Source organism: Pseudophaeobacter sp. EL27 (assembly GCF_900313025.1).
Lineage (GTDB): Bacteria > Pseudomonadota > Alphaproteobacteria > Rhodobacterales > Rhodobacteraceae > Pseudophaeobacter.
Genome location: NZ_OMPQ01000013.1, coordinates 25429 through 51052, shown reverse-complemented (window position 1 = coordinate 51052; position 25624 = coordinate 25429). Strand labels below are relative to the sequence as shown.

Sequence of the window (25624 nt, the reverse complement as noted above, 5' to 3'; positions counted from 1 at the left end):
AGGGCTTTTGGAGGTGGAAATAAGTTGCTGTGTGGGGGGACTTCAACCAAGAATTGTAAGATCTGCTTTTGATTGAGGGATTCTTATGCGTTTCACTTTTGGTTTGATTTTGCTTTTTGCTTTGGCGTCCTGCTCGTTGATCGAACGCGAGGTGGGGTATCCTGGGGGTAATCTGGGCTATCTGGCAGACCGCAACACATTATTTGCCAAGGGTCAGGAACAGCGCGTAAATCGCTACTTGGTTAGCCTGGCACTGATTGCGCCGCTGGTCGCTGAAACCGCCCGTACCGGCACCGAGGCAAAGCTATCATCTTCTGCAATAGAGCTTTTGTATGGGAACATCGCCAAATTGAAAGCGGCGGCTTCCTTGTGCAAGTTCCCTACCAAGCCAGTTTCTGGCGACCCCAAACCTGATGAGGTCACTATAGATTGCACTGCGAACACTGTGAAAGATAATGCAAATACGGCTCTGAATTTTGAATCCCTGTCTTTTGAAGTGGCAAACTCTCTGGGGGATGCTTTGAAACAGGCTTTTGACAATCTTGAGATCAAGGCAAATGTAAAACGTATTATTGCCCTGGATCCTTCTGAGATACTGCGGGCAGTGCTGGGGGCGCGCAGGCTTATACCAATCTTGATGGATTATCTTGCCACCTTCCGAGACGTTACAATCGTCTTTGGACAGTCAGTCGTGAGCTCATGCTCTAACAACGTAATCCCGGCTTGCAGCCCTGTAACCAAGAGCTTTGTTAACCTGATCAACCGGCCCGCAGACGAAAGTCTTGAGCAGGTGACGGCGCAAAGACCAATCCACGACATCTATTCCACTTCAAAAGCGGCCATTGCCGCTGGGCTCGATTGGAAGCTGGAGCAATGGCAGGTCGTGGCTCTGTTGCAAAATGTAAACAGGGCTTGCAGAAAGCTTGAGGCCATCGCAAAGGTGGATGATGAGAACTACACGGGCTGTTCGGTCGTATGGGACGATGTGCTTGTGAGAGGGGCGGCACCGAATGCAGAAGTCACCGTGAAGGCGGTCGATACCGCTAAGAACACTTTGCAAACAGTCAACGCGCTGATCGCAGCTCACGGTAATTAGTGACTCTTGCTTTGATACCGCGTTTTGCCTTTGAGAACTAAGTAGCCGGGTGTCTCGTGGTGTTCAGTGAATGCGCTTTGGTCGGTTAAGGTTTAGATCTCCAAGGCTAAAAGTACCTGCTCTGGTGTTTCGACCCAGGTCAGGAACTCGCCCAGCGAGGCATCGGCAAAACCCTGGGCCAACATGTGTTCCACCAGATCGCGCAGCTTGTCCCAGTAGCCTTCGACGTTCAGGATAACGATGGGTTTGGAATGCAGGCCCAGTTGCCGCCAGGTCAGGGCCTCAAACAGCTCATCCAGCGAGCCTGGCCCGCCGGGCAGCACTACCACTGCATCGGCGTTATAGAGCATGACCTTTTTGCGCTCATGCATGGTCTCGGTCACCACATAGGTGTTGAGATCCGATTTACCCACTTCCCGTTTCACCAGATGTTCCGGGATAACGCCAAAGGTTTCGCCGCCGGCCTGCTGGGTGGCGCGGGCCACCACGCCCATCAACCCCACATCACCAGCACCATAGACCAGTCGCAATCCGCGTGCTGCAAGCATCACGCCTAGGCTTTTGGCGGCGCTTTCATAGGCGGGCATTGCCCCAGACCGGGATCCGCAATACACACAGACGGATTTTATGCTCATGAGAGGGCCTTTCACTGGGATTTCAAGGAGAAGAACAAAAGCTGTTTTGACCCTTGATAGCGTGATTGATAGGCTGCCTCAACCAGGTGCATGGCGGGGTTTCAACGGGAAACCCGTCTGGCGCTGAAGGAAGGGAAAAGATGGCTGGGACAGGTGTAGCAGGTGGGCTGAGTGGTTTGGCTCTGGGGGGTGCTGTTGCGACGGTTGTCGTGGTTGGCGGGGCGACCATGGCTTGGCTCGGCGTTTTTGATGGAAACGAAAGCGACGCTGCGACGCGCGACGAGGTTTCAAATACCATTGCCATTTCCCCATCGGCCAATCCGCCAAAGGTGATCCAAGGCGTTTCGCAAGAACCCGACCCGGTAGAAAGCCAAGCCGAAGCAGTTGTGCAGGCCCAGCAAGAGGACACTCAGGTAGAGCCGCAACAAGAGACACCAAGTGCGAGCGCTTCGGAGCCGGAAGTCGCGGCAGACGCTACCAGTGACACGCCTGCAGTCGAGGCAGAGGCGGGCGAGATCGTTGCCGAGACGGCGCCTGCAGCGAGCCCGAGCGATGGTTCTGTCGATGACAGCGAGGCCGCTCAGGTCGCAGCGCTGGCGGTGCCGCAGGAAGAGGATACCGCGTCCGAGGCTCCCTTGTTTGATGCGCCCCTGCTTGATTTGGTGCGCGTTGGACCAACAGGCGAAACAGTCATTGCGGGCCGTGCAACAGCAGGGGTGTTGGTGGAGGTGCTGCTGGATGGCGAGGTGGTCGAGCAGGTTGAAGTTCCCGCTGGCGGAGATTTTGTGGCCTTCACCGATCTGTCCCCCAGTCGCCAGGCCCGGGTGATCTCTTTGCGGGCCAGCGCCGAAGGGCAGGTTCGTTTGTCAGACAGTAGTTTTATCGTCGCGCCTGCAACCCCCGTGGCGAGTTCTGCACAGCCTGAGGCAACGGATCTGGCGCAGGCGACCTCGGAGGTGGAAACTCCGAACACAGCTGAAACCTCAGCTTCAGAAGAGGTCGCAACCACTGAGGCGGGCAGTCCTGACGCAGAGAAATCCTCTGATGACACTGTGCAGCTCGCCAGTACTACCAGTGATGCCGCCGTTTCTATGCCCACAGAAGAGGTGATTGCTGAGGCAGAACCGCAAAGCAGCGATGCAGCTGAGATCGCGGGAGCACAGGTTTCTGAAACAGAGAGCGCCGCAGAGCTGACCACAGCGTCTGAAGCGGTGGCGGAAACACCACTGTCGAATGTGCCTGAAGGTGTCGCCTCGGTGGCACCAGAGACCACTGCGCCTGCTGCTGTGCTTGCCGCGCCGGAAACCACGCTTGTGGCAGATGCGACAACGGATTTGGCAGAACCGGAGGCGACCACGCCGGGCCAGGCTGAGGAGGTTACAGAACTCGAGACCAAACCGGCCCCCCAGCCCCAACCTGCGCAGGTTGCGGTTCTGCGTGCAGATGCCGAAGGGGTGACTTTGGTGCAGCCCATCGCGCAAAAACCTCAGGGCAAGGTGGTTCTGGACACCATCAGCTATTCGGACAGTGGCGAGGTGCAATTGGCGGGTCGTGCTGGCGCGGCCTCTAACGTACTGGTCTATCTCGACAATGCCCCTGCTGGGCAGTTTGCCGCTGCCGAAAATGGCAGCTGGGGCGGGCGCCTGGAGGCAGTGACCCCTGGTGTCTACACCCTGCGCCTGGATGAGGTAGACACCGCAGGCAAGGTGCTGAGCCGCTTGGAAACCCCGTTCAAACGGGAGGCCCCAGAGGTCTTGCAGCCCCCCGTCTCCGAAGGGGCAACAGGGGAGGCCGCACCATTGGTGCGGGCCGTGACCGTGCAGGAGGGGGATACGCTCTGGGCGATCTCGCAACAGCGATATGGCAGCGGCTATCTCTACGTGCGGGTCTTTGAGGCCAACAATTCCGCCATCCGCGACCCGGATCTGATCTACCCCGGCCAGGTCTTTACGCTTCCGGAATAACCTATGAACCATTACGGAAAACGCGCCTCACCGGGGCACGTTTTTTCCGCGGCTACTGGTGGTGGCACCAGCGGCACCCTATCTGTCATGCATTGAGCCAGGAAAGCGCCACAAATGCCCCCAGCCGAGACTTCTATTGCCAGTGACGAGCGTCGCTCTGGCCTGCGGACCCTGCGCCGGATGGGGCCCTATCTGTGGCCGAGCAAACATCTCTGGGTGAAACAGCGAGTGGTGCTGGCCATCGCGGTGCTGGTGCTGGCCAAGCTGATCGCGGTCTATACGCCAATGCTCTACAAAGGCGCGGTAGACAGCCTGGCGGCAGAGGGCGTTCCGCCGCTGGCGCTGGGGGCGGTTGGGCTGACCATCGCCTATGGTATGGCGCGGATCTTTACCACCGGGTTTCAACAGCTTCGGGATGTGATCTTTGCCCCGGTGGGTCAACGCGCCCTGCGCCATCTGGCGCTGGAGACCTTTACCCATATTCACCGCCTGTCGATGCGCTATCACATCACCCGCAAAACTGGGGGCCTGTCGCGGATCATTGAGCGGGGCGTCAAGGGCGTCGAGTTCCTGCTGCGGTTCATGCTGTTCTCAATCGGCCCATTGGTGCTGGAGCTGACCCTGGTGGCAATTGTCCTGACCGTGCTGTTTGACGCCTGGTATCTGGCGGCGGTTGTTGTGACCATCGGGCTCTATGTCTGGTTCACCTTTGCCATCACCGAATGGCGGGTGAAACTGCGCCGCGAGATGAACAAGCAGGACACTGATGCCAATCAAAAGGCCATCGACAGCCTGCTCAACTATGAGACCGTAAAGTACTTTGGCGCGGAAAAGCGCGAGGCAGAGCGTTATGACGGCGCCATGCGGGCCTATGCGCAGGCGGCCCTCAAAACCGCCTATTCCCTGGCCTTTTTGAACTTTGGTCAAAGCCTGTTCATCACCGCCGGGTTGGTGTCCGTGATGGTGATGGCGGCCATGGGGGTGCAGAATGGGGAGCTGACAGTTGGCGATTTTGTCATGGTCAACGCCTATATGATCCAGATTACCGTGCCGCTGAATTTTCTGGGCACGGTCTATCGCGAAATCCGCCAAAGCCTGGTGGATATGGGCGAGATGTTTGATCTGTTGGAGCAACCAGCCGATGTCTCTGACGCCAGCGATGCCAAGTCGCTGAAGGTCACTGGCGGGGAGATCCGGCTGAAGGATGTGCGCTTTGGCTATGACAGCGACCGCGAGATCCTCAAAGGGGTCGATCTGGTGGCGGGGGCGGGGCAAACGGTTGCCATTGTGGGCTCCACCGGATCGGGCAAATCCACCATCGGGCGGTTGTTGTTCCGCTTTTATGATGTCACCGGCGGGGCGCTGACCATTGATGGCCAGGATGTGCGCCAGGTCACACAGGAGAGCCTGCACGCCGCCATTGGCGTGGTGCCGCAGGACACGGTGCTTTTCAACGATACCATCCGCTACAACATCGCCTATGGCAAAGCAGGCGCCGATCAGGCCGCAGTGGAGCAGGCGGCACGGGATGCGCAGATCCATGATTTCATCACCAGCCTGCCAGAGGGCTATGACACTCAGGTCGGGGAACGTGGGCTGAAGCTTTCGGGCGGTGAAAAGCAGCGGGTGGGCATTGCCCGAACCCTGCTGAAGAATCCACCGATCCTGCTGCTGGACGAGGCCACCTCAGCGCTGGACACAGATACCGAGCAGGAGATCAAAGATGCGCTGGAACGCGCAGCTCAGGGGCGCACAGTGCTGACCATCGCACATCGTTTGTCCACTGTGGCCGAGGCCGATACCATCGTGGTGCTGGAGCAGGGCGAGGTGGTAGAGCAGGGCAGCCATGACGAGTTACTGGCTCGTGAGGGTCGCTATGCGCATCTGTGGCATCGTCAGCAAGCAGATGACCAGGCGGTTGCCTAAAAGAGGTTGGTAAGAAAATTAGGGCGGGTCGCAAGATCCGCCCACTGTTTTTGCACAGTCTAGAGTTCGACGCGGACCTCATGCATCCACAGCTTTGCCGGGCGTGACAGCATAAAGACCACCACATCGGCCAGATCATCAGGCTCGGTAAAAATGTGGTTGGGGACCTCTTCACCGGCCTTGGCAAACATGCCTGTGTTGGTGCCGCTTTGGTACAATGCGGCCACCCGTACGCCGGTTTCCGCCTCATCCTGTTTCAGCACATCGCTAAAGCCGCGCACCCCGTATTTGGTGGCTGTATAGACCGACTGACCGGCCTGGGCCACAACGCCGGATTTCGAGACCACGTTCAAAATGGCGGCTTCTTCTGCGGTGCGCAGGCTTGGCAAAAAGGCCTGGGTGAGTTGCATCAACCCGGTGAGGTTGGTTTGAACCGTCTCACTGAGCAGTGCAGGTGGAATTGTGTCCAGTGGCCCGGCCTTGTGCCAGATGCCGGCATTGTTGATCAGGATATCGATGCCGCCAAAATCCGCCAGGATCTGCGCTGCAATGGCAGCAATCGTCTGGGCATCCATCAGATCCATGGCATAGCTGCGCGCCTCTGTGGCGCCCTCGGACACAGCCGCTTTACAGACCAGGTTCAGCCTGGCTTCATCCCGGCCCAGAATGGCCAGACGGCAGCCCTCAGCCGCGAGTTTGAGGCAGATATGCTTGCCAATCCCATCGCTGCCACCGGTGACAACGACCACTTTGTTTTTGAGCTGCATTACACTGCCTTTTGTCCGCGCGAAGAATGACCAGAGAAAAGGGCAATCTATCCAGGCTTGCAACCCCGGACATTCGGGAACCAATGCTGACCTCGCTTTTTGGCGGCGGGGGTAAAGGTTTAAGCGGAGGGGCAAACTGCCCCTAAATCTGCAATAGTTTTACTGAGATTTAGGGGTAGGGTGTTTTGCACCGATCGCTGCGTTAGTGAACGGCTTGGCCGCGGTTTTCCGCAGGCGTGACTTTGCGTTGGTGCCATTTGGGGCTGCTGGATGTAGCAACGCTGCTCCCCTGCTGATGGGGAAGGCTCAAGGTTTGCTTTGCCCAGATCATGGCTGGAACGGCAGCCTGCGAGGTGAACTCTGCCTCATGCACAGAGAGGCTCAGATGAGCTGCGTCATGCTGTGCTGTAACTGTCATTTGATCGCCGGGTTGTGCCGCCTTGGGGTCATCAAGCAGAAAGGCCGTGCGTCCCCAATGGCCCTCTGATTGCAGGTTGTTATTGACCGAAACACCAGGTGCCAGCTCCATTTCGAAACTGACAAGCACCGCGTGAATCTTGCCAGGGGAGGCGCAGCTCAGCCCAGTTGTGATGCGTCCGGGATCTATGCTGGGATTGGCAAAGTCAAACTGGAACAGGTCAGTTGCAGCCCCCAAGGGACGCATGCTGCAGGCGGCAAAATCGCTTGGTGTGATCTGGGCTAGATTGGCGAGGCGGTTGAAGGCGCTAAGGTCAAAACCTTCTGCCTGTTGTGGCTGCCACTGATTCAGCAGTTGGGGGCTTTCGATCAGTTGCGCCTTCAGCACACCGCGCTCGGGGATCGCACGGGCATCGGGCTTGGCCAGCGCGGACATCGCATGGGTCAGTGTCGCAAGAGCGCCTTCGCCCAGCAATACGGTATCAACAATTTCTGACAGCACCAGATCCGCCGGTTCCGGAATATCCACGCCGACAACAATGTCATGGGACCATTTCTGCAGAACCGTGATGCGCTCGCTCAGCCCGTTGTCTTGGATAACCTGTCGGGCGGCCTGGGCGATCAGCGGCTGCTGTTCGCAGGTATAGACGTGTTTTGCCCCGGCGCGCGCCGCCAGCATCGCTGTCAGTCCCGCCCCGCAGCCGATGTCCAGCACGATATCTCCGGGTTTGACCTTGGCGGCGATGGCCTTGGCATAGGCTTGGTTGCGGGCTGTATCAGCCAGCATCGGGAAATGCCAACGCGGCACAAGCATCTGATGCAGCCGCTCCTGCAGCACCTGTGCTGCATGATGATGGGGATCGAGGGAAAGCGCCTGTGCCAAAAGCTGCGATGTTTTTAAACCGCCATCTGTCAGAGGTTCGGATTGGGCGCGCTGCACAAGGCCTTCTGCGGTGGCGTTTGGAACGGCTTGGCTCTGATCGGGCAGTGATGTTTTCAACAACTTTTAGATTTCCCTATTTGAAGCAAATGCTACTGATTGCATATTCACCATGGCTGTCTAAGAAATCGTAAAAGAATGCCCCCTCAGGGTCGGGAATGTTGGGGCAAAGAAAAAACGCTGTCAGAGGGTATCTGACAGCGTTTTCAAGATTTGTTTCGGGGCAGAGGCTGCTCCCGTAGGAGGTGGCGAGCTATTCTGCTGCGCGCAGGGTGCCGCTGCCACCGGGTTTTGCATCTGGTGTTTCACTGGCCTCGTGGCGCGCAGAATTCCCCATGGGATCCGCACCGATCAGATCATCCCAAAGGATTTCACTGGTGGGCAGCTTACGCGCCTTTTTGGCAAGACGCATGTCTCTGGCAATCCGGCTGGAGCGGCCACCGGTCACCCGGGCCAGCAGGCGTCCCATCCAGCTCATATAGGTTGAGAGCCAGACCCGGATCGCCAAGAGCGAGGGGGTCACCACCAGCGTCAGTACCGTGGCAATGCCAAGGCCAAAGACCACAGCCGTTGCCAGCTGTTTCCACCACAGCGCTGTTGGGCTGTCGATGGAATAACCACCGCCGATAAAGTCGAGGCTGATGCCAAACATCATCGGCGCAAGCCCGGCCATGGTGGTGACGGTGGTCAGCAGCACCGGGCGGATCCGGGCCTCGGCGGTGCGGATGATCGCCTCGATCCGCGGCATATGCTGGTTAAACTCCTGATAGGTGTCGATCAGAACAATATTGTTGTTCACCACAATCCCCGCCAGAGCCACAATACCGGTACCCGTCATGATGATCGAGAAGGGCTGCTGCATCACCATCATGCCGATCAGCACACCTGTGGTCGACAGGACCACCGCCAGCAGCACCAGCACCGAGTTGTAAAACGAGTTGAACTGCGCCAGCAGGATCACAAACATCAAGGCCAGCGCCCCGGCAAAGGCCTTGGAGAGGAAGGCGCCGGATTCGGCCTGTTCGTCTTGATCCCCGGTCCATTCCCAGGTCACCCGAGGGTCGAGTGGGCTGGTTTCGAGCCATTCGGTGATCTTTGCAATGCGCTCATTTGCGTTGATCAAAGCGATCTTGGCACCACCATCAAGGGCCTGCTGCACGGCGTCTCTGCTCTCGAAGGCAACATACTGATAGATGGTGTATTCTGTGCCACCCGCATCCGTAACGACCTCGCCTTTTGGCGGCAGCCCGTCGGGAACTGTCTTTAACAGAGCGAGGTTGAGCTGACCTTCACCATGGGGATTGTCGATAGACAGGCTATGTAGACCGCTCTCAACATCGGCTTTGACATCATAATAGCGTTCCTGATCAACCCGGTTGATCTGCGCCAGCTTGGGCACCGGCTTGCGGGTGATGAAGTTCGACAAAGGCACTAGGCCATCGGTGGTACGCACCTTCAGCGTATCCAGTGTTGCCAGAACCCTGTCTTCGTCAGGCAGGCGGACACGGATCTCGATTTCCTCATCCGAGCTGTCGACCCGCATGGTGTCCAGCAGGATCCCACGGGTAACCAGCTGTACCATGGCGCCAACCGTGGCCACATCCGCGCCATATCGGCCGGCTTTTTCAACATTCACGTCAATCTGCCAGTCGATGCCGGGCAGGGGCAGACTGTCCTCGGTGAGGGTGAGACCCGGCGTGCTGTCAAACTGGGCACGGGCAGCGAGGGTGGAGGAGGTCAGCGCCTCCCAACTGTCGCCGCGAATACGCAGGTGCAGCGGCTTGCCGGATCCGGGTCCCTGTTCCAGCGCGTTGATTTCAACATAGAACCCAGGAATTTTTGCCAGTTCGGTGTTCAGCTCTTCAATCACCGTGTTGCCGTCAAACTTGGTCGCGCTGACTTCGCGCGTCAGCAGGTCAAAGAACCAGGTTTCGGTCTGAGTGGGACGATCCTCCCAGGGGATGATCTCAAACTGGACCTGACCCACAGTATCCGCGGGAGCCTGGTTGTTACTGGGACCACCAGTCGACAACCCGCCTTCACCGGCAAAGGAGAAGACATTGATCACTGCGGGATGGGCCATAATGGCCTGTTCGGCGGCCTGCACCATCTGGTCCTGTTCATGCAGGCTTAGGTTGCCACGGGCGCGTACATAGGCAGTGGCTTGCTCAGGTTCGGATTCAACAAAGAACTCCACACCGTAGTTGTTTTCGCCAAACATGGTGAAAACGGTCATGATGCAGAAGGCAACGCCAGCTAGGGTGACCAGTGGCATCACCGGGTTGCCGGCGATGAATTTAATCACATAGCCAAAGGCCGTGTGATGATAACCGGCCTGGACGCTGCGTTCCTTGCGGGTGATCTTGGTCGCCCCAAGGGTGATCGAAGCTGCAAAGGCCGAGCCGATGAACACCAAGCCGCCAATAGCGAGCCCTGCCATAGGGGCTGTGCCCGTAGGCATCAGATAGCTGGGGTTGAGCATCTGCATGGCGCCGGCAAACATCCCCCAAAGGGCAGGAGGAACCAAAAGAGCCCGCAGCCACCAGGGGGCAACGGCACGCAGCCCATTGGAGGTTTGTTCAAATACTCGACTGATGCGTCCGGACAGGCCGCCCATAACGGGCAGATAGATCAGGGCTACCACCAGCGATGCGGATAGGACAAAGATCAGAGTGACTGGCAACATCCCCATGAACTGGCCGGGCACACCGGGCCAGAACAACATGGGCAAAAAGGCACAGAGCGTGGTCGCTGTAGAAGACACAATGGGCCAGAACATCCGCTGGGCAGCCTCGACATAGGCATGCATCGGGCCGGTGCCCTCCTTGATGCGTTTGTCGGCATATTCCACCACCACGATGGCCCCATCCACCAACATCCCAACAGCCAGGATCAGACCAAACATCACGATGTTGGAGATCGACACCCCCATGAGGGCGAGGAAGGCAAAACACAGGAGGAAGGATGTGGGAATGGCAAAACCCACCAGCAGCGCTGCACGGCTGCCAAGGGAGGCCAGAACCACAATCATCACCAGGGCAACGGCAGTCAGAACCGAGCCCTCAAGCTGGCTCACCATGGAGCCGACAACCCGGCTTTGGTCATTGGAAGTGCCAAGGGTGACAGAGGCCTTCAGTTCTGCGGGCCACTTGGTCTGGGCCTTGGCCAGGGTCTCCTTCACCAGATCAACGGTATCGATCAGGTTGAAGCCTTTGCGTTTCACCACCTGTAGAGCAACCGTATCAGCGCCATCAAACCGGGCGGTGCCGGCACGGTCTTCAAAGGTGAAGTTGATTTCAGCCAGCTCACCCAGGGTGACGATACGGTCGCCGTTGGTTTTTACCGGCAGCCCATAGATGTCGTTCACGTCATTAAAGGAAGACGGAATTTTGACCGAGAAAGTGCCTTGCTCCGTCTCGACCTCACCGGCAGCGATCAGCTGGTTGTTGTTCTGTACAACATTGATCAGCTCCACCGCGGTGATGTTGTAGGATTCCAGGCGCAGAGGGTCGATGATGACTTCGACCATTTCATCCCTGTTGCCGGCAATGCCCGCTTCCAGAACCGCATCCAGCGCCTCAATATCGTCCTGCAGGTCCTTGGCAATGCGGGCCATGGTGCGTTCCGGCACCGCGCCGGTCAGGTTGACAATAACAATGGGGAACTCGGAAAAGTTGATCTCCGTCAGGCTGTAAGTCTCAGCCCCATCAGGGAAATCAGCCTCGGCCCGGGTCATCGCATCGCGTACATCCGCCATCACGGCAGTCTTGTCCCAGCCAAAGTCGAATTCCAGCGCCACCCCGGCATAATTTTCCGCCGCAGTCGCGCTCATCTTGTCGAGCCCGTCGAGATCGGCCAGTTCGGTCTCCATGACCTTGACCAGCAGGCTTTCGGCATCCTCGGCAGAAATGCCGGGGAAAGAGACTGAAATGAACAGGGCAGGGATCTCGATATCCGGCTCGCCCTCTTTGGGTAGGCTGGAATAGGCAAAGCCCCCCACCAGGATCGAGATCATGATGAAGGCGATAACCATTCGGGCTCGGTCAGCGGCCCAGGAGACGACGCCGATCATTGGGTGGCCTCATTCTGATAGCGCGGGGCGACGGCGACGCCGCTGGTGACAAAATCCTGCCCGGTAATGATCACATCGGCTTGCTCTGGCAGGCCCCCAACCCAGATCCCGTCGGCTTCGTCACGCAACAGTTCAACCGCGACAAATCCGGCGGTTTGGTCGTCGTTGACGATTCTGACGCCCAGCTGTCCATCCTTGTTCAGGGTCAGAGCCGATTGCGGCAACTTATGCGCGGTCGCCCCCTGGGCGGCAATTGCAATATCCGCAGTCTGACCATCGCGGATGGCCAGATCGGGGTTGGCCACGGTGATCTCTACCTCAAAGGTCCGGGTTGCCTGATCGGCGGAACGGCTGACAAAGCTCACCAGGCCTTCGACCAGATCGCCAGTGGCCAGTTCCGCCCGTGCAGGTGCGCCGAGGCCAACACGGTTGACCTGTGTCTCAGGAACAAAGCCGACAACCTTGATGGTATCGAGCTGGATAACGGTGGCGCAGGGGTCACCGGGCAGAACCAGACTGCCCAGTTCTGCGCTGTCGCTTTCCAGCAGGCCGTCAAAGGGCGCCACGATGGTCAGCCGTTCGATTTCTTTTTGAGCCGCCCCAACGGCTGCGATAGCGGATTCAATTCCTGCTTTTGCGGTTTCCAGCCCTCCCTTGGCGCTGGCAACACCTGCCACAGCAGAGCGTTCCGCCGCCTTGGAGGCGGCCAGTTTTGTTTCCGAGGTATATCCGCCCTCAGAGAGTTTTTCCGCCGCAGTGAGATTGATAATCGCTTCGCTCAGCTTTGCGTTGGCCTCATCAAGGCGCGCCTCAGAAACGGGCATATTGGCACGGGCCTCAGTAAGCCTCGCCTGGGCTTCCAGCAGAGTTGCCGGGCGGGTGCCGGGATCAAGACGACACAGCACATCGCCCTCGTGGACCTGCACCCCCTTGCGCAGAGGTTCCGAGATTACGGTAGAGGAGGTCTCAGCGCGCAACTCGACCTGACGCACCGCCTGGGTCATACCGCGCAGGATCACCGCCCGGTCAAACACCTGCGCCTGACTGTGCAGGGCGACCACACCTACGCGGTTTTCTGCCACCAGTTCAGCGGTCTCAGCCCGGACGGTTGTGTCTGCGTCCGGCGTAGTGGCGGGATCTGATGAGGCGATATCTTGCGCCTCTTCGCCCCGGGCAAAGGCCAGTAGGGTCTCACGTTCGATGACCAGATAATACAGGCCAAGGGATACCAAAATGGCAGTAATAAGGGGGATCAGTCTCATCTCAGGCCTTTCAAAAGCTTTTCGTTTGGTAAACGCAGGTGACCAAACACACCGGAGATCCCGCCAGATCTGCTGCGAATTGATAGTTGCGATCTAAGTATTGTCCACACTAAACGGAACAGTTCAGCTCATATTTATTGAAAAAAAGGGGTGGTTCCGCCAAATTTCCCCTGCAATGGGGCACTTGGCTTGGTGCAGCAGGCAGGATATGAGGGGCAAAAGAGGATAATTCGTCTCGCGTCGCTTTTGTGGCGGGGATGGCACTTCAGGGACAAATACCATGAGCGACACTGACAGCTTTATCGACGAAGTCACGGAAGAGGTGCGCCGCGACCGTTTGTTCGTGATGTTGAAGCGCTATGGCTGGATTGGCGGTCTGGCGGTTGTACTGATCGTCGGCGGTGCTGCTTTCAACGAATACAACAAGTCCAAAGAACTCGCGGCCTCTCAAAAGCTGGGCGATGAGATGATTGCGGCACTTTCTTCTGAGGATGAGAGTGCCCGTGCGGCTGAGTTGTCTGCGATCTCTGCTGAAACGCCGGGTGGCGCAGCTGTATTGGCGATGTTGCAGGCTGGAGCCCTGGCCGATGCGGATAAGCTGGACGAGGCCGTAGCACGGTTGCAAACAGTGTCGCTGAATGCTGAATTGCCGCTGGTTTACCGCCATATCGCCAGCTTCAAGGCCCTGGGCCTGCAGCAGGACAGCCTGAGTAGCGCCGATCGACGGTTGCAGTTTGAGGCGCTGGCACAGCCGGGCGCTCCGCTGGCGCTGCTGGCCACAGAGCAGATGGCGCTTTTGGATATTGAAGATGGTGACGTGAATGCGGCAATTGATCGCCTGAAGACAATTGTCGAAGATGCGGGTGTCACTGCGGACTTGAAAGAACGGGCCACGCAAGTGATTGTAGCCCTGGGGGGCAAGCTGGACGAGGCAGTTACCTCCGAAGGTTAACAACAACCGCAGTGCCAAGCTGCGGAAAACTACAACGGGTACGGGGCAGGGTCATGACGGCAGCTAATTCCTTTTCTTTGGTACGGATCTTGCTATGCAGCAGCGCTCTGGCACTGGGGCTTTCTGCCTGCACCGAGCCAGAAGTGATTCTCCCCGGCAAGCGTGAAGCGATCCGGCCTGACGCAGACACTGAAACGGTGAACCAGTCTGCGGCAATTGCGCTGGCCGGACAGGTTGCCAATACAACCTGGGCCCAGAGCCACGGTAATCCAGCGCATCGTACAGCGCATCCGGCCTTGAGCGCGACTCCACGGTTGGCCTGGTCAGTGCCCATCGGTGCCGGAGACGGCCGCAAACAACGGATCAACACCCGGCCTGTTGTAGCAGATGGTAAAATTTTCACGCTGGATAGTGCAGCGCGGGTCTCGGCGGTTTCTCCTGCTGGGCAGCCCCTGTGGCACAGCGATCTGTTGCCCGCGCGTGACGACGAAGGCCAGGCCACCGGTGGTGGTATGGCCTATGCGGATGGGGTTCTCTATGTCTCCTCGGGCTATGGGGTGTTGACTGCGCTGGACGCCAAGACCGGTAAACAGGTCTGGCGACAGGAATTGGATGCCACCGGATCCGGGGTGCCGACGATACGCGATGGGCTGATCTACCTGGTGGCCGGAGATGATACCGGCTGGGCAATTCACGCCAAAGATGGCCGTATTGCCTGGCAGATCGAGGGCGCGCCAAGCCCCTCGAATGTTTTGGGCGCCCCTGCACCTGTCTTGACCAAGGATCTGGTGATTTTTGCTTTTGGTTCTGGTGATTTGGTCGCCACCTTCCGCCGTGGCGGGCTGCGTCGTTGGAGTGCCTCGGTGGCCGGGCAACGTGTGGGATCCACCCTGGCGCGGATCAGCGACGTAACAGGCGAGCCGGTTCTTGTAGGCGAGCGCGCCTATGTCGGAAACCATTCCGGGCGAACCGTGGCCTTTGATACGACCAACGGCGACCGTATCTGGACCGCGCAAGAAGGCGCGATTGGTCCGGTCTGGCCTGCAGGCAACAGCCTGTTCCAGATCAGTGACCGCAATCAACTGCTGCGTCTCGATGCCAAAAGTGGTGAGGTGATTTGGGCTGTTGATCTGCCAGGTTACCTGAAGGATAAGCCCGGCAAGCGCAGCGCCGTTGTTGCGCATTACGGGCCGATCGTGACTGGTGGGCAGGTGCTGATTGCCTCCAATGATGGGCTGTTGCGGCTGTTTGATCCCCGCGATGGCAGCCTGTCGCAGAGCATCGAAATCCCGGGCGGGGCGACTGCCGCGCCGGTGGTGGCAGGCAATACTCTTTACGTGGTGTCGAGCAAGGGGAACCTTCTCGCCTTCCGCTAAGGCGCAATCGGCTCTGGCCGTGACCGCATAGATGCGCTATGGGGCGCGTCTCAAACGCTGAAAGTTGGGTCCGATGTCTTTTACCCTCGCTATTGTTGGCCGTCCAAATGTGGGCAAGTCCACCCTGTTCAATCGCCTTGTAGGCAAAAAGCTGGCGCTGGTTGATGACCAGCCCGGTGTGACGCGCGATCTGCGCGAGGGCGAGGCGCGCCTTGGCGATCTACGCTTTACTGTGATTGACACAGCCGGTCTGGAAGATGTCACCGACAATTCGCTTGAAGGGCGCATGCGGCGTTTGACCGAACGCGCTGTGGATATGGCTGATATCTGCCTGTTCATGATCGACGCGCGCACCGGGGTCACTCCGGTTGATGAAATGTTTGCCGATATCCTGCGCCGCAAATCGGCCCATGTTATCCTTGCGGCCAACAAGGCCGAGGGCAATGCGGCCGACGCTGGCGTTCTGGAGGCCTACGGACTGGGGCTGGGCGAGCCTTTGCGCCTGTCCGGCGAACACGGCGAAGGCATGGCGGATCTGTTTTCTGAACTGGCGCCCCTGGCGGATCAGTTTGCTGAAGAGGCCGTGGATCACTCCCCCGTTGTTGACCTCGATGTGGATGAGGATGACGACTGGGACGAAGAGAGCGCCCCCCCTGTGCCGGTGCCAACCCGTGAAAAACCTCTGCAGGTGGCCGTGGTTGGTCGTCCCAACGCGGGTAAATCGACCCTGATCAACAAGATCCTGGGCGAGGACCGTCTGCTCACCGGACCAGAGGCAGGCATCACCCGCGATGCGATCTCCCTGCAGATTGACTGGTCTGGCACCCCGATGCGGATCTTTGACACTGCGGGCATGCGCAAAAAGGCAAAGGTGCAGGAGAAGCTTGAAAAGCTCTCTGTTTCTGATGGTCTGCGGGCGGTGAAGTTCGCCGAGGTTGTGGTCATTCTGCTGGACGCGGAAATTCCCTTTGAACAGCAGGACCTGAGGATTGCCGACCTGGCAGAACGTGAAGGCCGCGCCGTTGTTGTTGCGGTCAACAAATGGGATGTCGAGGACAACAAACAGGAAAAACTGGCAGCTCTCAAAGAGAGTTTTGCCCGGCTTTTGCCGCAACTGCGCGGCGCCCCATTGGTTACGGTTTCAGCCAAAACCGGCAAGGGGCTGGATCGTTTGCATGCAGCCGTCATGCGCGCCCATGATGTCTGGAACCGGCGCGTTCCCACGGCGGCGCTGAATCGCTGGCTCACGGGGATGTTGGAGCAGCACCCGCCCCCCGCACCGCAGGGCAAGCGGATCAAGCTGCGCTATATGACACAGGCCAAAACCCGCCCGCCGGGCTTTGTGGTGATGTGTTCGCACCCTGACAAAATCCCGGCGAGCTATACCCGCTATCTGGTTAATGGACTGCGGCAGGACTTTGACATGCCGGGCACGCCCATTCGTTTGACCATGCGTGGTCAAAATGATCAGAACCCCTTTAAGGGACGCAAGAAGGCGCCGCCTTCCAAGCTGCGCAAACATATCTCTGGGCGGCGTGTCTAGGGACAGGCCAAAGCCAGTATTGAGAACCATCAATCCCCTCTGCCCAGTGCAGTGGGGATTTTTTTTGAGCGACATCTTGCGATAAGAAACCTCCTCAGGTTGATTGAAATTTTCAGGAAGCTTGCTAAGTTTTTATTAACTTTAACGAATATGCGGCCCAACACAGAGAGACTTCGGTAGTCAGGGCTTATTACTTCAATGTGCTTGCCCCTCCGGTTTTCAAGAGGGTGTTACAGAGCCAATCTAGGATAATTTTCATGGATCTCAGGCGCTATACTCGGCACTATGCCATTCAGGATAACAGACTGGCGGTATTGAGCTATTTTGGAACTTTTGCGGTCTATTTCCTGACCCTTTACCTGGCTATCTCCTCTGCGGAAAACTGGTACGTCCTGGTTTTGGCCGGGGTGGTTTTTGCCTTTGCCTCAGTGCGGCTTTACGTGTTGCAGCACGACACTGGCCACCATTCCCTGTTTGAAACCCGTCTTCAGAACGAGCTGGCCGGCCATCTGCTGTCTCCCTTCACCTTTGCGCCCTTTGAAGTGATGAAGCAAAACCACAATCTGCATCACGCAAACATCGGCAACCTGGATCACCGCGAAACCGGTGAGATCCACACCATGACCCTGCAAGAGTGGCAAGAGGCCGGGTTTTGGCAGCGGCTCTATTACCGTCTGTACCGCAATCCAGCGATCTTTGTCCCACTCGGGGCCGCGTTTACCTATTTTGTCCGATATCGCTGGCCAAAGAACAGCGTGAGGTTTGGAGCGCTTGGGGTGATCCTCCACAATCTCTCCATTCTCTGCATGCTTTGGCTCTTGTACCGCCTGGCAGGCTGGCAAGGGTTTTTGATCTGGTTGGGCTTTTCCTTTCTGGGCGGCATGATCGGCGTGTTTTTGGTCTATCTTCAGCATAATTTTGAAGACACCTATTGGGACCGGCGCCCTGATCTTCAACCCGCCGAGGCCGCATTGCGGGGTTCTTCTTGTTTGGATTTTGGCTGGTTCTTCGATTTTGCCGTTGCCAATATCACTCTGCACGACATCCATCACTTTAATGCTCGCATCCCAAGCTATCGGTTGCGTCAGTGTCACTACAACCTGCCTGCGGACATTGCCCTGCGGCGCATCAAATTTGGTGAAGCCCTGGGCGCTCTGTCGCTAAAGCTATGGGATGAAGACAAAAAGCGACTTGTGCCCTTTCCTGAGTAACGCATGACGTGCAATAATTTCCCGCAGGAACCGACGCGCAGCGGAGAAATGAATAGGAGTAAGGCAGGAATGACCGATATTATTGAACTGAGTGGCGTGGGGCCGGCATTGGCCAAGATACTCAAGGATCAAGGACTGACCACATCCGAGGCTGTGGCTGCGGCCTCCCTTGATGATCTGAAAGCCATTCCCGGTATCGGTGCAGCCCGCGCCATGCGCTTGAAACAGGCCGCAGCCGGTGAAGGTGCTGCCGATGCAAAACCCGCCTCCGCTTCTGCCAAATCATCCGCGCCGCGACCTGCAAAGGCCGGAACCGCAGGGGGAGCAAAAAAGAGCCTGGCTGCAAAGTCCAAAGCCAAATCTGTTGATAAAGCTCTGCGCAGTAAGGTGAGGGAGGCGGAAAAACCGCTGGTGTCCGAGACCGAAGAAGCCCTGAGCACCGCACTGGCCGCAGCCGAAGCCGCACGCAAAGCGGCGGAACAGAAGGCCGCCAAGGCCAAGGCCAAAGCCAAGAAATCGGCGCGTCAGGCCGAGGCCCTGATGGAAGAATTTGCCAAGGCCAAAGAAAAGGCCCGTATCAAGGCTAAGAAGATGAAGGCCGAGGCGCGCCGCGCCATTGATCGTGAAAAGGCGAAAGCCAAGGCGATCCTGGAAGACCTGGCGCAGAAGTCCAAGGACGAGGGTAAGGAAAAAGACAAGAAAAAGAGCAAGAACAAAAAGCCCAAATCGGCTTCCAAATCTTCCAGCTCCAAAACACCTGAAAAGAAGAAAGCCAAGAAGACAGACAAGGCCTAGGGCTTGTCCTGCGTCCGGTTGGCCAAAGTTCGGGTCCTTAAAAAAGGCGGCGCTCAATGTTGAGCGCCGCCTTTTCACAAATATTGGACATCCAAATGGGGGCTACACCGTTTAGACCAAATCGCCCTCGGCAGTAAGTGTCAGTTTGCCTTTCAGATAAGGGCCGAGAACCTCGGGCAGGGTGACCGAGCCATCTGCCTGTTGGCCGTTCTCCAGAACCGCAATCAGGCAACGCCCAACCGCCAGGCCGGACCCGTTGAGGCTATGGACAAACTCTGGCTTGCCACCATCGGCAGGGCGGAACCGCGCATTCATGCGGCGGGCCTGAAAGGCGCCCGTGGTGGAGACAGAGGAAATCTCGCGGTAAGTGTTCTGGCCGGGCAGCCAGGCCTCGATGTCAAAGGTGCGCCGCGCCCCAAAACCCATATCCCCAGTGCAAAGCACCACGGTGCGGTAGGGCACGCCCAGTTGCTCCAGCAGGCCTTCGGCACAGCGCAGCATACGCTTTTGCTCCGCGTCTGACTCGTCAGGGTGGGTGATCGAAACCATTTCGACCTTTTCAAACTGGTGCTGGCGTAGCATGCCCGAGGTATCGCGCCCGGCCGAGCCTGCCTCAGAGCGGAAACACTGGGTATGGGCGGTCATGCGGATAGGCAGCTCGGCGGCCTCCAAAACGTCACCGGCCACCGAATAGGTCAGCGTCACCTCAGAGGTGGGCACCAGCCACCAGCCATTGGTGGTCTGATAGCTGTCATCACCGAATTTTGGCAGCTTATCGGTGCCATACATCGCCTCGTCCCGGACCAGAACCGGGGTCTGTACCTCGGTAAGGCCGTTCTCGTCTACATGAGTGTCGACCATGAACTGCGCCAGAGCACGGTGGATGCGAGCCACGCCACCTTTGAGGAAGACAAAACGCGCGCCGGAGGTTTTGGCGGCAGTTTCAAAATCCATCGCCTGGGCCACGCCCTGGATTTCAAAATGCTCCTTGGCGTCAAAATCCAGCTCACGCGGGGTGCCCCAGCGGTTGACCTCGACATTGTCATCCTCATCGGCGCCCTCTGGCACATCCTCGGCCGGCAGGTTGGCGATCCGCGCCAGCATATCGGTCTGCTTGGCGTCCAGCTCCTTGGCTTCGGTCTGCAGGGCGGCCACCTGGGCCTTCTTCTCGGCCACTTCCGCGCGCAGGCGCTCGAATGTTTCATTGTCGCCTTTGGCCTTGGCGGCACCAATTTCCTTGGCGGCCTTGTTCTGGGCGGCCTGCGCGGCCTCGGCTTCCTGGATCTTGGCGCGGCGCGCCTCGTCCAGCGCCAGAATGTCTGAAGACACGCCCGCATCCCCACGCCGCGCCAAAGCGGCGTCAAAAGCAGCAGGATTTTCGCGGATTGCACGGATGTCATGCATGGTGTCGTCTCCTCGACGGTTTTTGAATCAATAGGCAACCTATGCCGCAAGGGGTGCCAAAGAGGAAGGGGGCAGGGGCAAAAGCTGGCAATTGTTGTAGCGTAGCCCGCCTATGGAAGTTGTCTGGTCGGTTGCAGCCAGGCCTGCGCCCGACCCACCCGTCAGATCAGAGATTGTCACTTAATAAAATGAGAGGGGGTTTCATTCCCTGCTAGGGGCAAGGGCTGGCATGGCCGATTCCGCGCTCACATTGCGACCCCTTTTCCTCAGGTTTTCAGGACCAAGACCCGCGCTTGCCTTGCAATGCTGGGGTGCAACGCATAGGTTCGCCGCAAATTCACGGCACCTCGCCAAGAGGGTGCCGAATAGACAGAAGGAAGACCCCCTTGGATATGAACCAGATTGGCCAGTTTCTCCCGCTCATCCTGATCTTTGCGATCATGTATTTCCTGCTGATCCGTCCGCAGCAGAAAAAGATGAAAGAGCACCAGAACATGGTGAACAATGTCCGTCGTGGTGACCAGGTGGTCACTCAGGGTGGTCTGATCGGCAAGATTGCCAAGGTCAAGGATGACAACGAAGTTGAAGTCGAACTGGCCGAAGGCGTCAAGGTACGGGTGGTGAAATCCACCATCGCGCAGGTGCTGACCAAAACCGAGCCGGCAGCTTAATAGCCCCCTTTAACAAACTGAAAAGGCAGGGCAATGCTTCAAATTGATCTCTGGAAAAGGGTTCTCATCTGGCTGGTCTGTGTGACCGGCCTTTTGCTTGCCCTGCCAAATGGGTTTTACACCCGGGTTGAGCAGTCCAACGATGCTGCAGCCGAAATCCTCACCATGGGCGACACGCCAGAGCGCCAAGCGCTGGTCGAACAATGGCCCTCCTATCTGCCCTCCGGGCTGGTCAACCTCGGGCTTGATCTGCGCGGTGGTGCGCATCTGCTGGCCGAAGTGAAGGTCGAGGATGTTTATGCCGCCCGCATGGATGCGCTCTGGCCTGAGGTGCGTACAGCCCTGGCACAGGAGCGAAAAACGATCGGCACGTTTAGCCCATTGCCAAGGGCTGGTGAGCAGATTCGGTTGCGGCTAAAATCCCGTCCGGAAGCCATGCCAGAGGCTATGGAAATAATCCGCGGGCTGGCCAATCCGATCACCTCGCTGTCCGGGGCTGGTGCTTCTGACATTACTGTCACTGGTGAGGGAGACATTATAACCATTGAGCTCTCTGAGGCGGAAAAGTTGGCGTCCAATGACCGTACCGTGCGCCAATCGCTTGAGATCATTCGCCGCCGGATCGATGAAGTCGGCACCCGCGAACCCACCATTCAGCGTCAGGGCGCCGATCGCATTCTGATCCAGGTTCCGGGTATTGGCTCGGCCTCTGAGCTGAAAGCCATCATCGGCACCACGGCGCAGCTGACCTTTAGCCCGGTGGTGGGCCGAGCCTCTGACCCGGACGCCCCTGCGGGTGTGGGCAATAAGGTGATCCCTTCGGTGGATGAACCCGGTGCCTTTTACACAATTGAGGCCGCCCCGGTTGTCACCGGTGAAGAGCTGGTCGACGCGCAGCCGTCCTTTGACCAAAATGGCCGCCCGGCGGTGAACTTCCGCTTCAATACCTCCGGTGCGCGCAAATTTGGCGATTACACTGCTGACAATATCGGCTCTCCCTTTGCCATTGTACTGGATGACGAGGTGATCTCTGCACCAGTGATCCAGTCACATATCCCCGGTGGCTCTGGCATTATCACCGGAAACTTCAGCATTGAGGAAAGCACAAAACTGGCGATCCTGCTGCGTGCCGGTGCCCTGCCTGCGGGGCTGGAGTTCCTGGAGGAGCGTACCATTGGCCCAGAATTGGGTCAGGACAGCATTGATGCTGGTAAGATCGCCACCATCGTGGCCTTTGTCGCGGTGCTGGTCTTTATGGCGCTGAGCTATGGGCTGTTTGGTCTTTTTGCCAATGTGGCCCTTATCCTGAACGTCGCCCTGATCTTTGGTTTCCTCAGCCTTATTGGCGCAACGCTGACTCTGCCGGGCATTGCCGGTATCGTTCTGACCGTCGGTATGGCGGTGGATGCCAATGTGCTGATCTTTGAGCGGATCCGCGAAGAGATCAAATCCGGTCGTGGGCCTGCACGGGCCATTGACGAGGGCTACTCCAAGGCGCTGAGCGCCATTCTGGACGCTAATATCACCACATTCATCACCGCAGTGATCCTCTTCGCCATGGGCTCTGGTCCGGTGCGCGGCTTTGCGATCACTCTTGGGCTTGGCATTTTGACCTCGGTCTTTACCGCGATCTTTGTCACCCGCCTGATGATCGTGATGTGGTTTGAACGTCGTCGTCCCAAAAAGATTGAGGTGTAATCATGCGATTGAGACTTGTTCCTCAGGAAACCTCCTTCGACTTTTTCAGCAAGTGGAAGGTCTGGCTGGGTATTTCCGCCCTCATGATGGTTGTTGGGCTGGCGTCCTTTGGTCTGCAGGGGTTGAACTTTGGTATCGATTTCCGCGGCGGCACCACGGTGCGGACCGAAAGCACAACGGCGATCGACGTCGGGGTCTACCGCGATACGATTGCGCCGCTTGAGTTGGGCGATATTTCGATTACCGAGGTCTTTGACCCCAGTTTTGAAGAAGATCAGCACGTTGCCATGATCCGTATCCAGGCTCAGGCAAGCGGAGAGGCGATTTCAGGTGAGGTAATCCAAAACCTGCAACAGGCCTTGGACGTTGTCTCGCCGGGGATCAAGTTTGTCTCGGTTGAATCCGTTGGCCCCAAGGTCTCGGGTGAACTGGTGCAAACGGCGATCCTGGCCGTGGTCCTGGCGATCGGCGCGGTGCTTATCTACATCTGGCTACGCTTTGAGTGGCAGTTCGCGCTTGGTGCGGTTGCCGCTCTTGTGCATGACGTGGTGCTGACCATTGGTATCTTCTCGGCCCTGCAGATCAAATTTGATCTGGCCATCATCGCGGCCCTTCTGACCATCGTTGGCTACTCGCTCAACGATACGGTGGTGGTTTTTGACCGGGTGCGGGAAAACCTGCGCCGCTACAAGAAAAAGGCCCTGGCGGAGGTTCTGAACGTTTCCATCAACGAGACCCTCAGCCGGACGGTGATGACCTCGGTCACCACGCTTTTGGCGCTGATCTCGCTCTATGTGCTGGGTGGCGACGTGATTCGCGGATTTGTCTTTGCGATGATCTGGGGCGTGATTGTTGGTACCTATTCCTCGGTCTTTGTGGCTTCCACCATACTTTTGTGGCTGGGCGTGAAACGAGACTGGAGCAAGCAGGCCAATACTGCCGGCAACCAATTTGGCAATATTGATGCCTGACGGCTTCAATCCAAGCCTTTGAGAGAGTAAAGACGGAGCTGCGGGATCTTCCCGCAGCTTCATTTGTTTTTACAGACGAGAAGCCACAAGGCAGGGATCGCTCCTGTTTGAGGTCGGCCTGTACAGCGCAAGAGAGATTGGAGAGCCGATGCAGCTCAATGAGGTGACATTTAGCGAGGCCCAGCCGGTTGATGGCTATGGCCCCGGTTTCTTTCGTGTTGGCGGTGACGTCCATCAGGGGGCCCTGTTGATCACCGCAACTGGATTAAGCCCCTGGGGCGGCTACGATGATGCTGCAGGCCTTCTGGCGCTGGCCGGACAGGTAGATGTGATCTTTGTCGGAACCGGCTCAGAGATCACCCATATCCCCAAAGAGCTGCGCAATAAGCTGGAAGAAGCCGGACTGGGGGTTGAGGTGATGAACTCACCTGCGGCCTGCCGAACCTACAATGTGCTGCTGTCTGAGGGGCGCCGGGTAGCATTGGCGGTTTTGCCGGTTTGAGGCTCCCTTGCTGAAACCTGCCCCAATGGTTCTGATTTTTCACCCCAAACCGAAGAGAATTGACCTGCCGCAATGTCAGGCTTTTGGCTTTCGCTCTTTAGTGCGAGCAAACAATGAGATAAGCCTGTATTCATGTCACTGAATGTATCAGATCTGCGCATAGCTCGCGGCGGCTTGCCGGTATTGGAGGGGATCAGTTTTGAGCTGACCCCCGGCCAGGCCCTGATCCTGCGTGGCCCCAATGGGAGCGGCAAGACAACCCTGTTGCGCACCATTGCCGGGCTGCAACCGCCGCTGGGGGGCACTGTCAGCGGTGGCGAGGATCAGATTGCCTATGCTGCACATTCTGACGGGTTGAAATCCGCCCTGACCGTGACCGAGAACCTCAATTTTTGGGCCAGTGTGTTTGGCAGCCAAGGCATCGAACCCGCGCTGGAGGCCTATAACCTCACCGGGCTGCGCGACCGTCCGGCAGGGGCACTGTCGGCGGGGCAGAAACGGCGTTTGGGCCTGTCACGGATGCTGGTCACCGGACGCCCCATCTGGGTGATGGATGAACCCACGGTGAGCCTGGATCAGGCCTCGGTCACTCTGTTTGCCAATGCGGTACAAGCCCATCTGAAGGCCGGGGGATCGGCGCTGATTGCCACCCATATCGACCTTGGATTGGAGGCATCGGTGCTGGATGTCGGCCCCTATAAGGCGGCGCCACTAGAGTTTGATGATTTTGACGGAGGCTTCCTGTGATTGCGCTATTGATGCGGGATCTGCGCCTTGCGGTGCGGGCGGGGGGCGGCTTTGGCCTCGGGCTGGCGTTTTTCCTGATTGTCACCGTTATGGTGCCCTTTTCCGTCGGTCCGGAATCCGACCTCTTGGCGCGGATCGCGCCGGGGGTTCTGTGGCTTGGCGCGCTGCTCTCCTGCCTGTTGTCGCTGGATCGTCTGCTGGCGCTGGACTGGGAAGATGGCTCACTGGATCTGCTTGCCACTGCGCCGCTGCCACTGGAAGCCGTGGTCAGCATCAAGGCGCTGGCCCATTGGATCACTACTGGCCTGCCGCTGGTTCTGGCAGCACCTGTTCTGGGCGTGTTGCTGAACCTGCCGCTTGAGGGCTTCAAATGGGTGGTGATCTCGCTGCTGCTGGGTACGCCAGCCCTGTCGGTGATCGGAACCTTTGGCGCGGCGCTGACGGTGGGGTTAAAACGGGGCGGGTTACTTTTGTCCCTTCTGGTGATGCCACTCTACGTGCCAACGCTGATTTTTGGCGCCGAGGCCGCACGGCGCGGTGCCATGGGCATGCAGGTTGAAACACCACTACTGATGTTGGCGGGGATTTCTGCCGGCGTTATTGCGCTGATGCCCTTTGCCAGCGCCGCCGTATTGCGTATCAATCTGCGCTAGCTATTTAGTAAACGAAACCACG

General features: G+C 58.0%; 20 protein-coding genes. 14 read left to right on the top strand and 6 right to left on the bottom strand.

Going from position 1 to position 25624, the window contains the following annotated elements:
• Positions 1–85: 85 nt before the first annotated feature.
• Positions 86–1096 (top strand): hypothetical protein, encoded by a 1011-nt coding sequence (locus ED661_RS15365; protein ID WP_122074811.1) that lies wholly within the window; start codon positions 86–88, stop codon positions 1094–1096.
• 92 nt (positions 1097–1188) lie between these two features.
• On the opposite strand, the gene ED661_RS15360 is transcribed toward ED661_RS15365, so the two are convergent.
• A complete protein-coding gene (locus ED661_RS15360; RefSeq protein WP_122074810.1) occupies positions 1189–1731 on the bottom strand; it encodes a TIGR00730 family Rossman fold protein in 543 nt (180 codons plus the stop codon).
• 140 nt (positions 1732–1871) lie between these two features.
• On the opposite strand from ED661_RS15360, the gene ED661_RS15355 reads away from it, so the two are divergent.
• Together ED661_RS15355 and ED661_RS15350 are read left to right on the top strand one after the other, a co-directional pair.
• Positions 1872–3695: a LysM peptidoglycan-binding domain-containing protein gene (locus tag ED661_RS15355; protein WP_122074809.1), complete on the top strand. Its 1824-nt coding sequence runs from the start codon at positions 1872–1874 to the stop codon at positions 3693–3695.
• A 114-nt stretch (positions 3696–3809) separates the two neighbouring features.
• On the top strand, positions 3810–5621 hold the full coding sequence (locus ED661_RS15350) for an ABC transporter ATP-binding protein/permease (protein ID WP_122074808.1): 1812 nt from the start codon (positions 3810–3812) through the stop codon (positions 5619–5621).
• Positions 5622–5680: 59 nt separating this feature from the next.
• Here the strand turns inward: ED661_RS15350 and ED661_RS15345 are convergent, their stop codons facing one another.
• The 4 genes from ED661_RS15345 to ED661_RS15330 form a co-directional block, all read right to left on the bottom strand.
• Positions 5681–6388, bottom strand: coding sequence for an SDR family oxidoreductase (locus tag ED661_RS15345; protein WP_122074807.1), 708 nt, complete (start codon positions 6386–6388; stop codon positions 5681–5683).
• A 202-nt stretch (positions 6389–6590) separates the two neighbouring features.
• Positions 6591–7808: a 50S ribosomal protein L11 methyltransferase gene (locus tag ED661_RS15340; RefSeq protein WP_122074806.1), complete on the bottom strand. Its 1218-nt coding sequence runs from the start codon at positions 7806–7808 to the stop codon at positions 6591–6593.
• A gap of 190 nt (positions 7809–7998) precedes the next feature.
• Positions 7999–11817: an efflux RND transporter permease subunit gene (locus tag ED661_RS15335; protein WP_122074805.1), complete on the bottom strand. Its 3819-nt coding sequence runs from the start codon at positions 11815–11817 to the stop codon at positions 7999–8001.
• A complete protein-coding gene (locus ED661_RS15330; RefSeq protein WP_122074804.1) occupies positions 11814–13079 on the bottom strand; it encodes an efflux RND transporter periplasmic adaptor subunit in 1266 nt (421 codons plus the stop codon). The genes ED661_RS15335 and ED661_RS15330 overlap by 4 nt, the downstream gene beginning before the upstream one ends.
• A 280-nt stretch (positions 13080–13359) precedes the next feature.
• Between ED661_RS15330 and ED661_RS15325 the strand changes: the two genes are divergently transcribed.
• The 5 genes from ED661_RS15325 to ED661_RS15305 all read left to right on the top strand — a co-directional run bounded on the left by ED661_RS15325 (position 13360) and on the right by ED661_RS15305 (position 18956).
• Positions 13360–14031, top strand: a complete 672-nt coding sequence (locus tag ED661_RS15325) for a hypothetical protein (RefSeq protein ID WP_122074803.1) — start codon at positions 13360–13362, stop codon at positions 14029–14031.
• 53 nt (positions 14032–14084) lie between these two features.
• The gene (locus ED661_RS15320; RefSeq protein WP_162930146.1) at positions 14085–15407 is read left to right on the top strand and encodes a PQQ-like beta-propeller repeat protein; all 1323 of its coding nucleotides are present in this window, start codon (positions 14085–14087) and stop codon (positions 15405–15407) included.
• Positions 15408–15480: 73 nt separating this feature from the next.
• Positions 15481–16950 carry a ribosome biogenesis GTPase Der gene (gene der / locus ED661_RS15315; RefSeq protein WP_122074802.1) on the top strand — a complete coding sequence of 490 codons (1470 nt, stop codon included), beginning with the start codon at positions 15481–15483 and terminating at the stop codon, positions 16948–16950.
• Positions 16951–17207: 257 nt separating this feature from the next.
• Positions 17208–18161 (top strand): fatty acid desaturase, encoded by a 954-nt coding sequence (locus ED661_RS15310; RefSeq protein ID WP_122074801.1) that lies wholly within the window; start codon positions 17208–17210, stop codon positions 18159–18161.
• Positions 18162–18230: 69 nt separating this feature from the next.
• Positions 18231–18956 carry a helix-hairpin-helix domain-containing protein gene (locus tag ED661_RS15305; RefSeq protein WP_122074800.1) on the top strand — a complete coding sequence of 242 codons (726 nt, stop codon included), beginning with the start codon at positions 18231–18233 and terminating at the stop codon, positions 18954–18956.
• Between the two features lie 111 nt (positions 18957–19067).
• Here ED661_RS15305 and serS read toward each other — a convergent pair whose 3' ends face one another.
• The gene (gene serS / locus ED661_RS15300; protein WP_122074799.1) at positions 19068–20360 is read right to left on the bottom strand and encodes a serine--tRNA ligase; all 1293 of its coding nucleotides are present in this window, start codon (positions 20358–20360) and stop codon (positions 19068–19070) included.
• Between the two features lie 392 nt (positions 20361–20752).
• Here serS and yajC point away from each other — a divergent pair, with 392 nt between their 5' ends.
• The 6 genes from yajC to ccmB all read left to right on the top strand — a co-directional run bounded on the left by yajC (position 20753) and on the right by ccmB (position 25602).
• On the top strand, positions 20753–21031 hold the full coding sequence (gene yajC / locus ED661_RS15295) for a preprotein translocase subunit YajC (RefSeq protein ID WP_122074798.1): 279 nt from the start codon (positions 20753–20755) through the stop codon (positions 21029–21031).
• A gap of 33 nt (positions 21032–21064) precedes the next feature.
• Positions 21065–22729 (top strand): protein translocase subunit SecD, encoded by a 1665-nt coding sequence (secD, locus tag ED661_RS15290; RefSeq protein WP_122074797.1) that lies wholly within the window; start codon positions 21065–21067, stop codon positions 22727–22729.
• A 2-nt stretch (positions 22730–22731) separates the two neighbouring features.
• The gene (secF, locus tag ED661_RS15285; RefSeq protein WP_122074796.1) at positions 22732–23700 is read left to right on the top strand and encodes a protein translocase subunit SecF; all 969 of its coding nucleotides are present in this window, start codon (positions 22732–22734) and stop codon (positions 23698–23700) included.
• A 148-nt stretch (positions 23701–23848) separates the two neighbouring features.
• The gene (locus ED661_RS15280) at positions 23849–24202 is read left to right on the top strand and encodes an Mth938-like domain-containing protein (RefSeq protein WP_122074795.1); all 354 of its coding nucleotides are present in this window, start codon (positions 23849–23851) and stop codon (positions 24200–24202) included.
• 132 nt (positions 24203–24334) lie between these two features.
• On the top strand, positions 24335–24949 hold the full coding sequence (gene ccmA / locus ED661_RS15275) for a heme ABC exporter ATP-binding protein CcmA (protein WP_122074794.1): 615 nt from the start codon (positions 24335–24337) through the stop codon (positions 24947–24949).
• Positions 24946–25602, top strand: a complete 657-nt coding sequence (gene ccmB, locus ED661_RS15270) for a heme exporter protein CcmB (protein WP_122074793.1) — start codon at positions 24946–24948, stop codon at positions 25600–25602. Before ccmA ends, ccmB begins: the two co-directional genes overlap by 4 nt.
• Positions 25603–25624 lie beyond the last annotated feature (22 nt).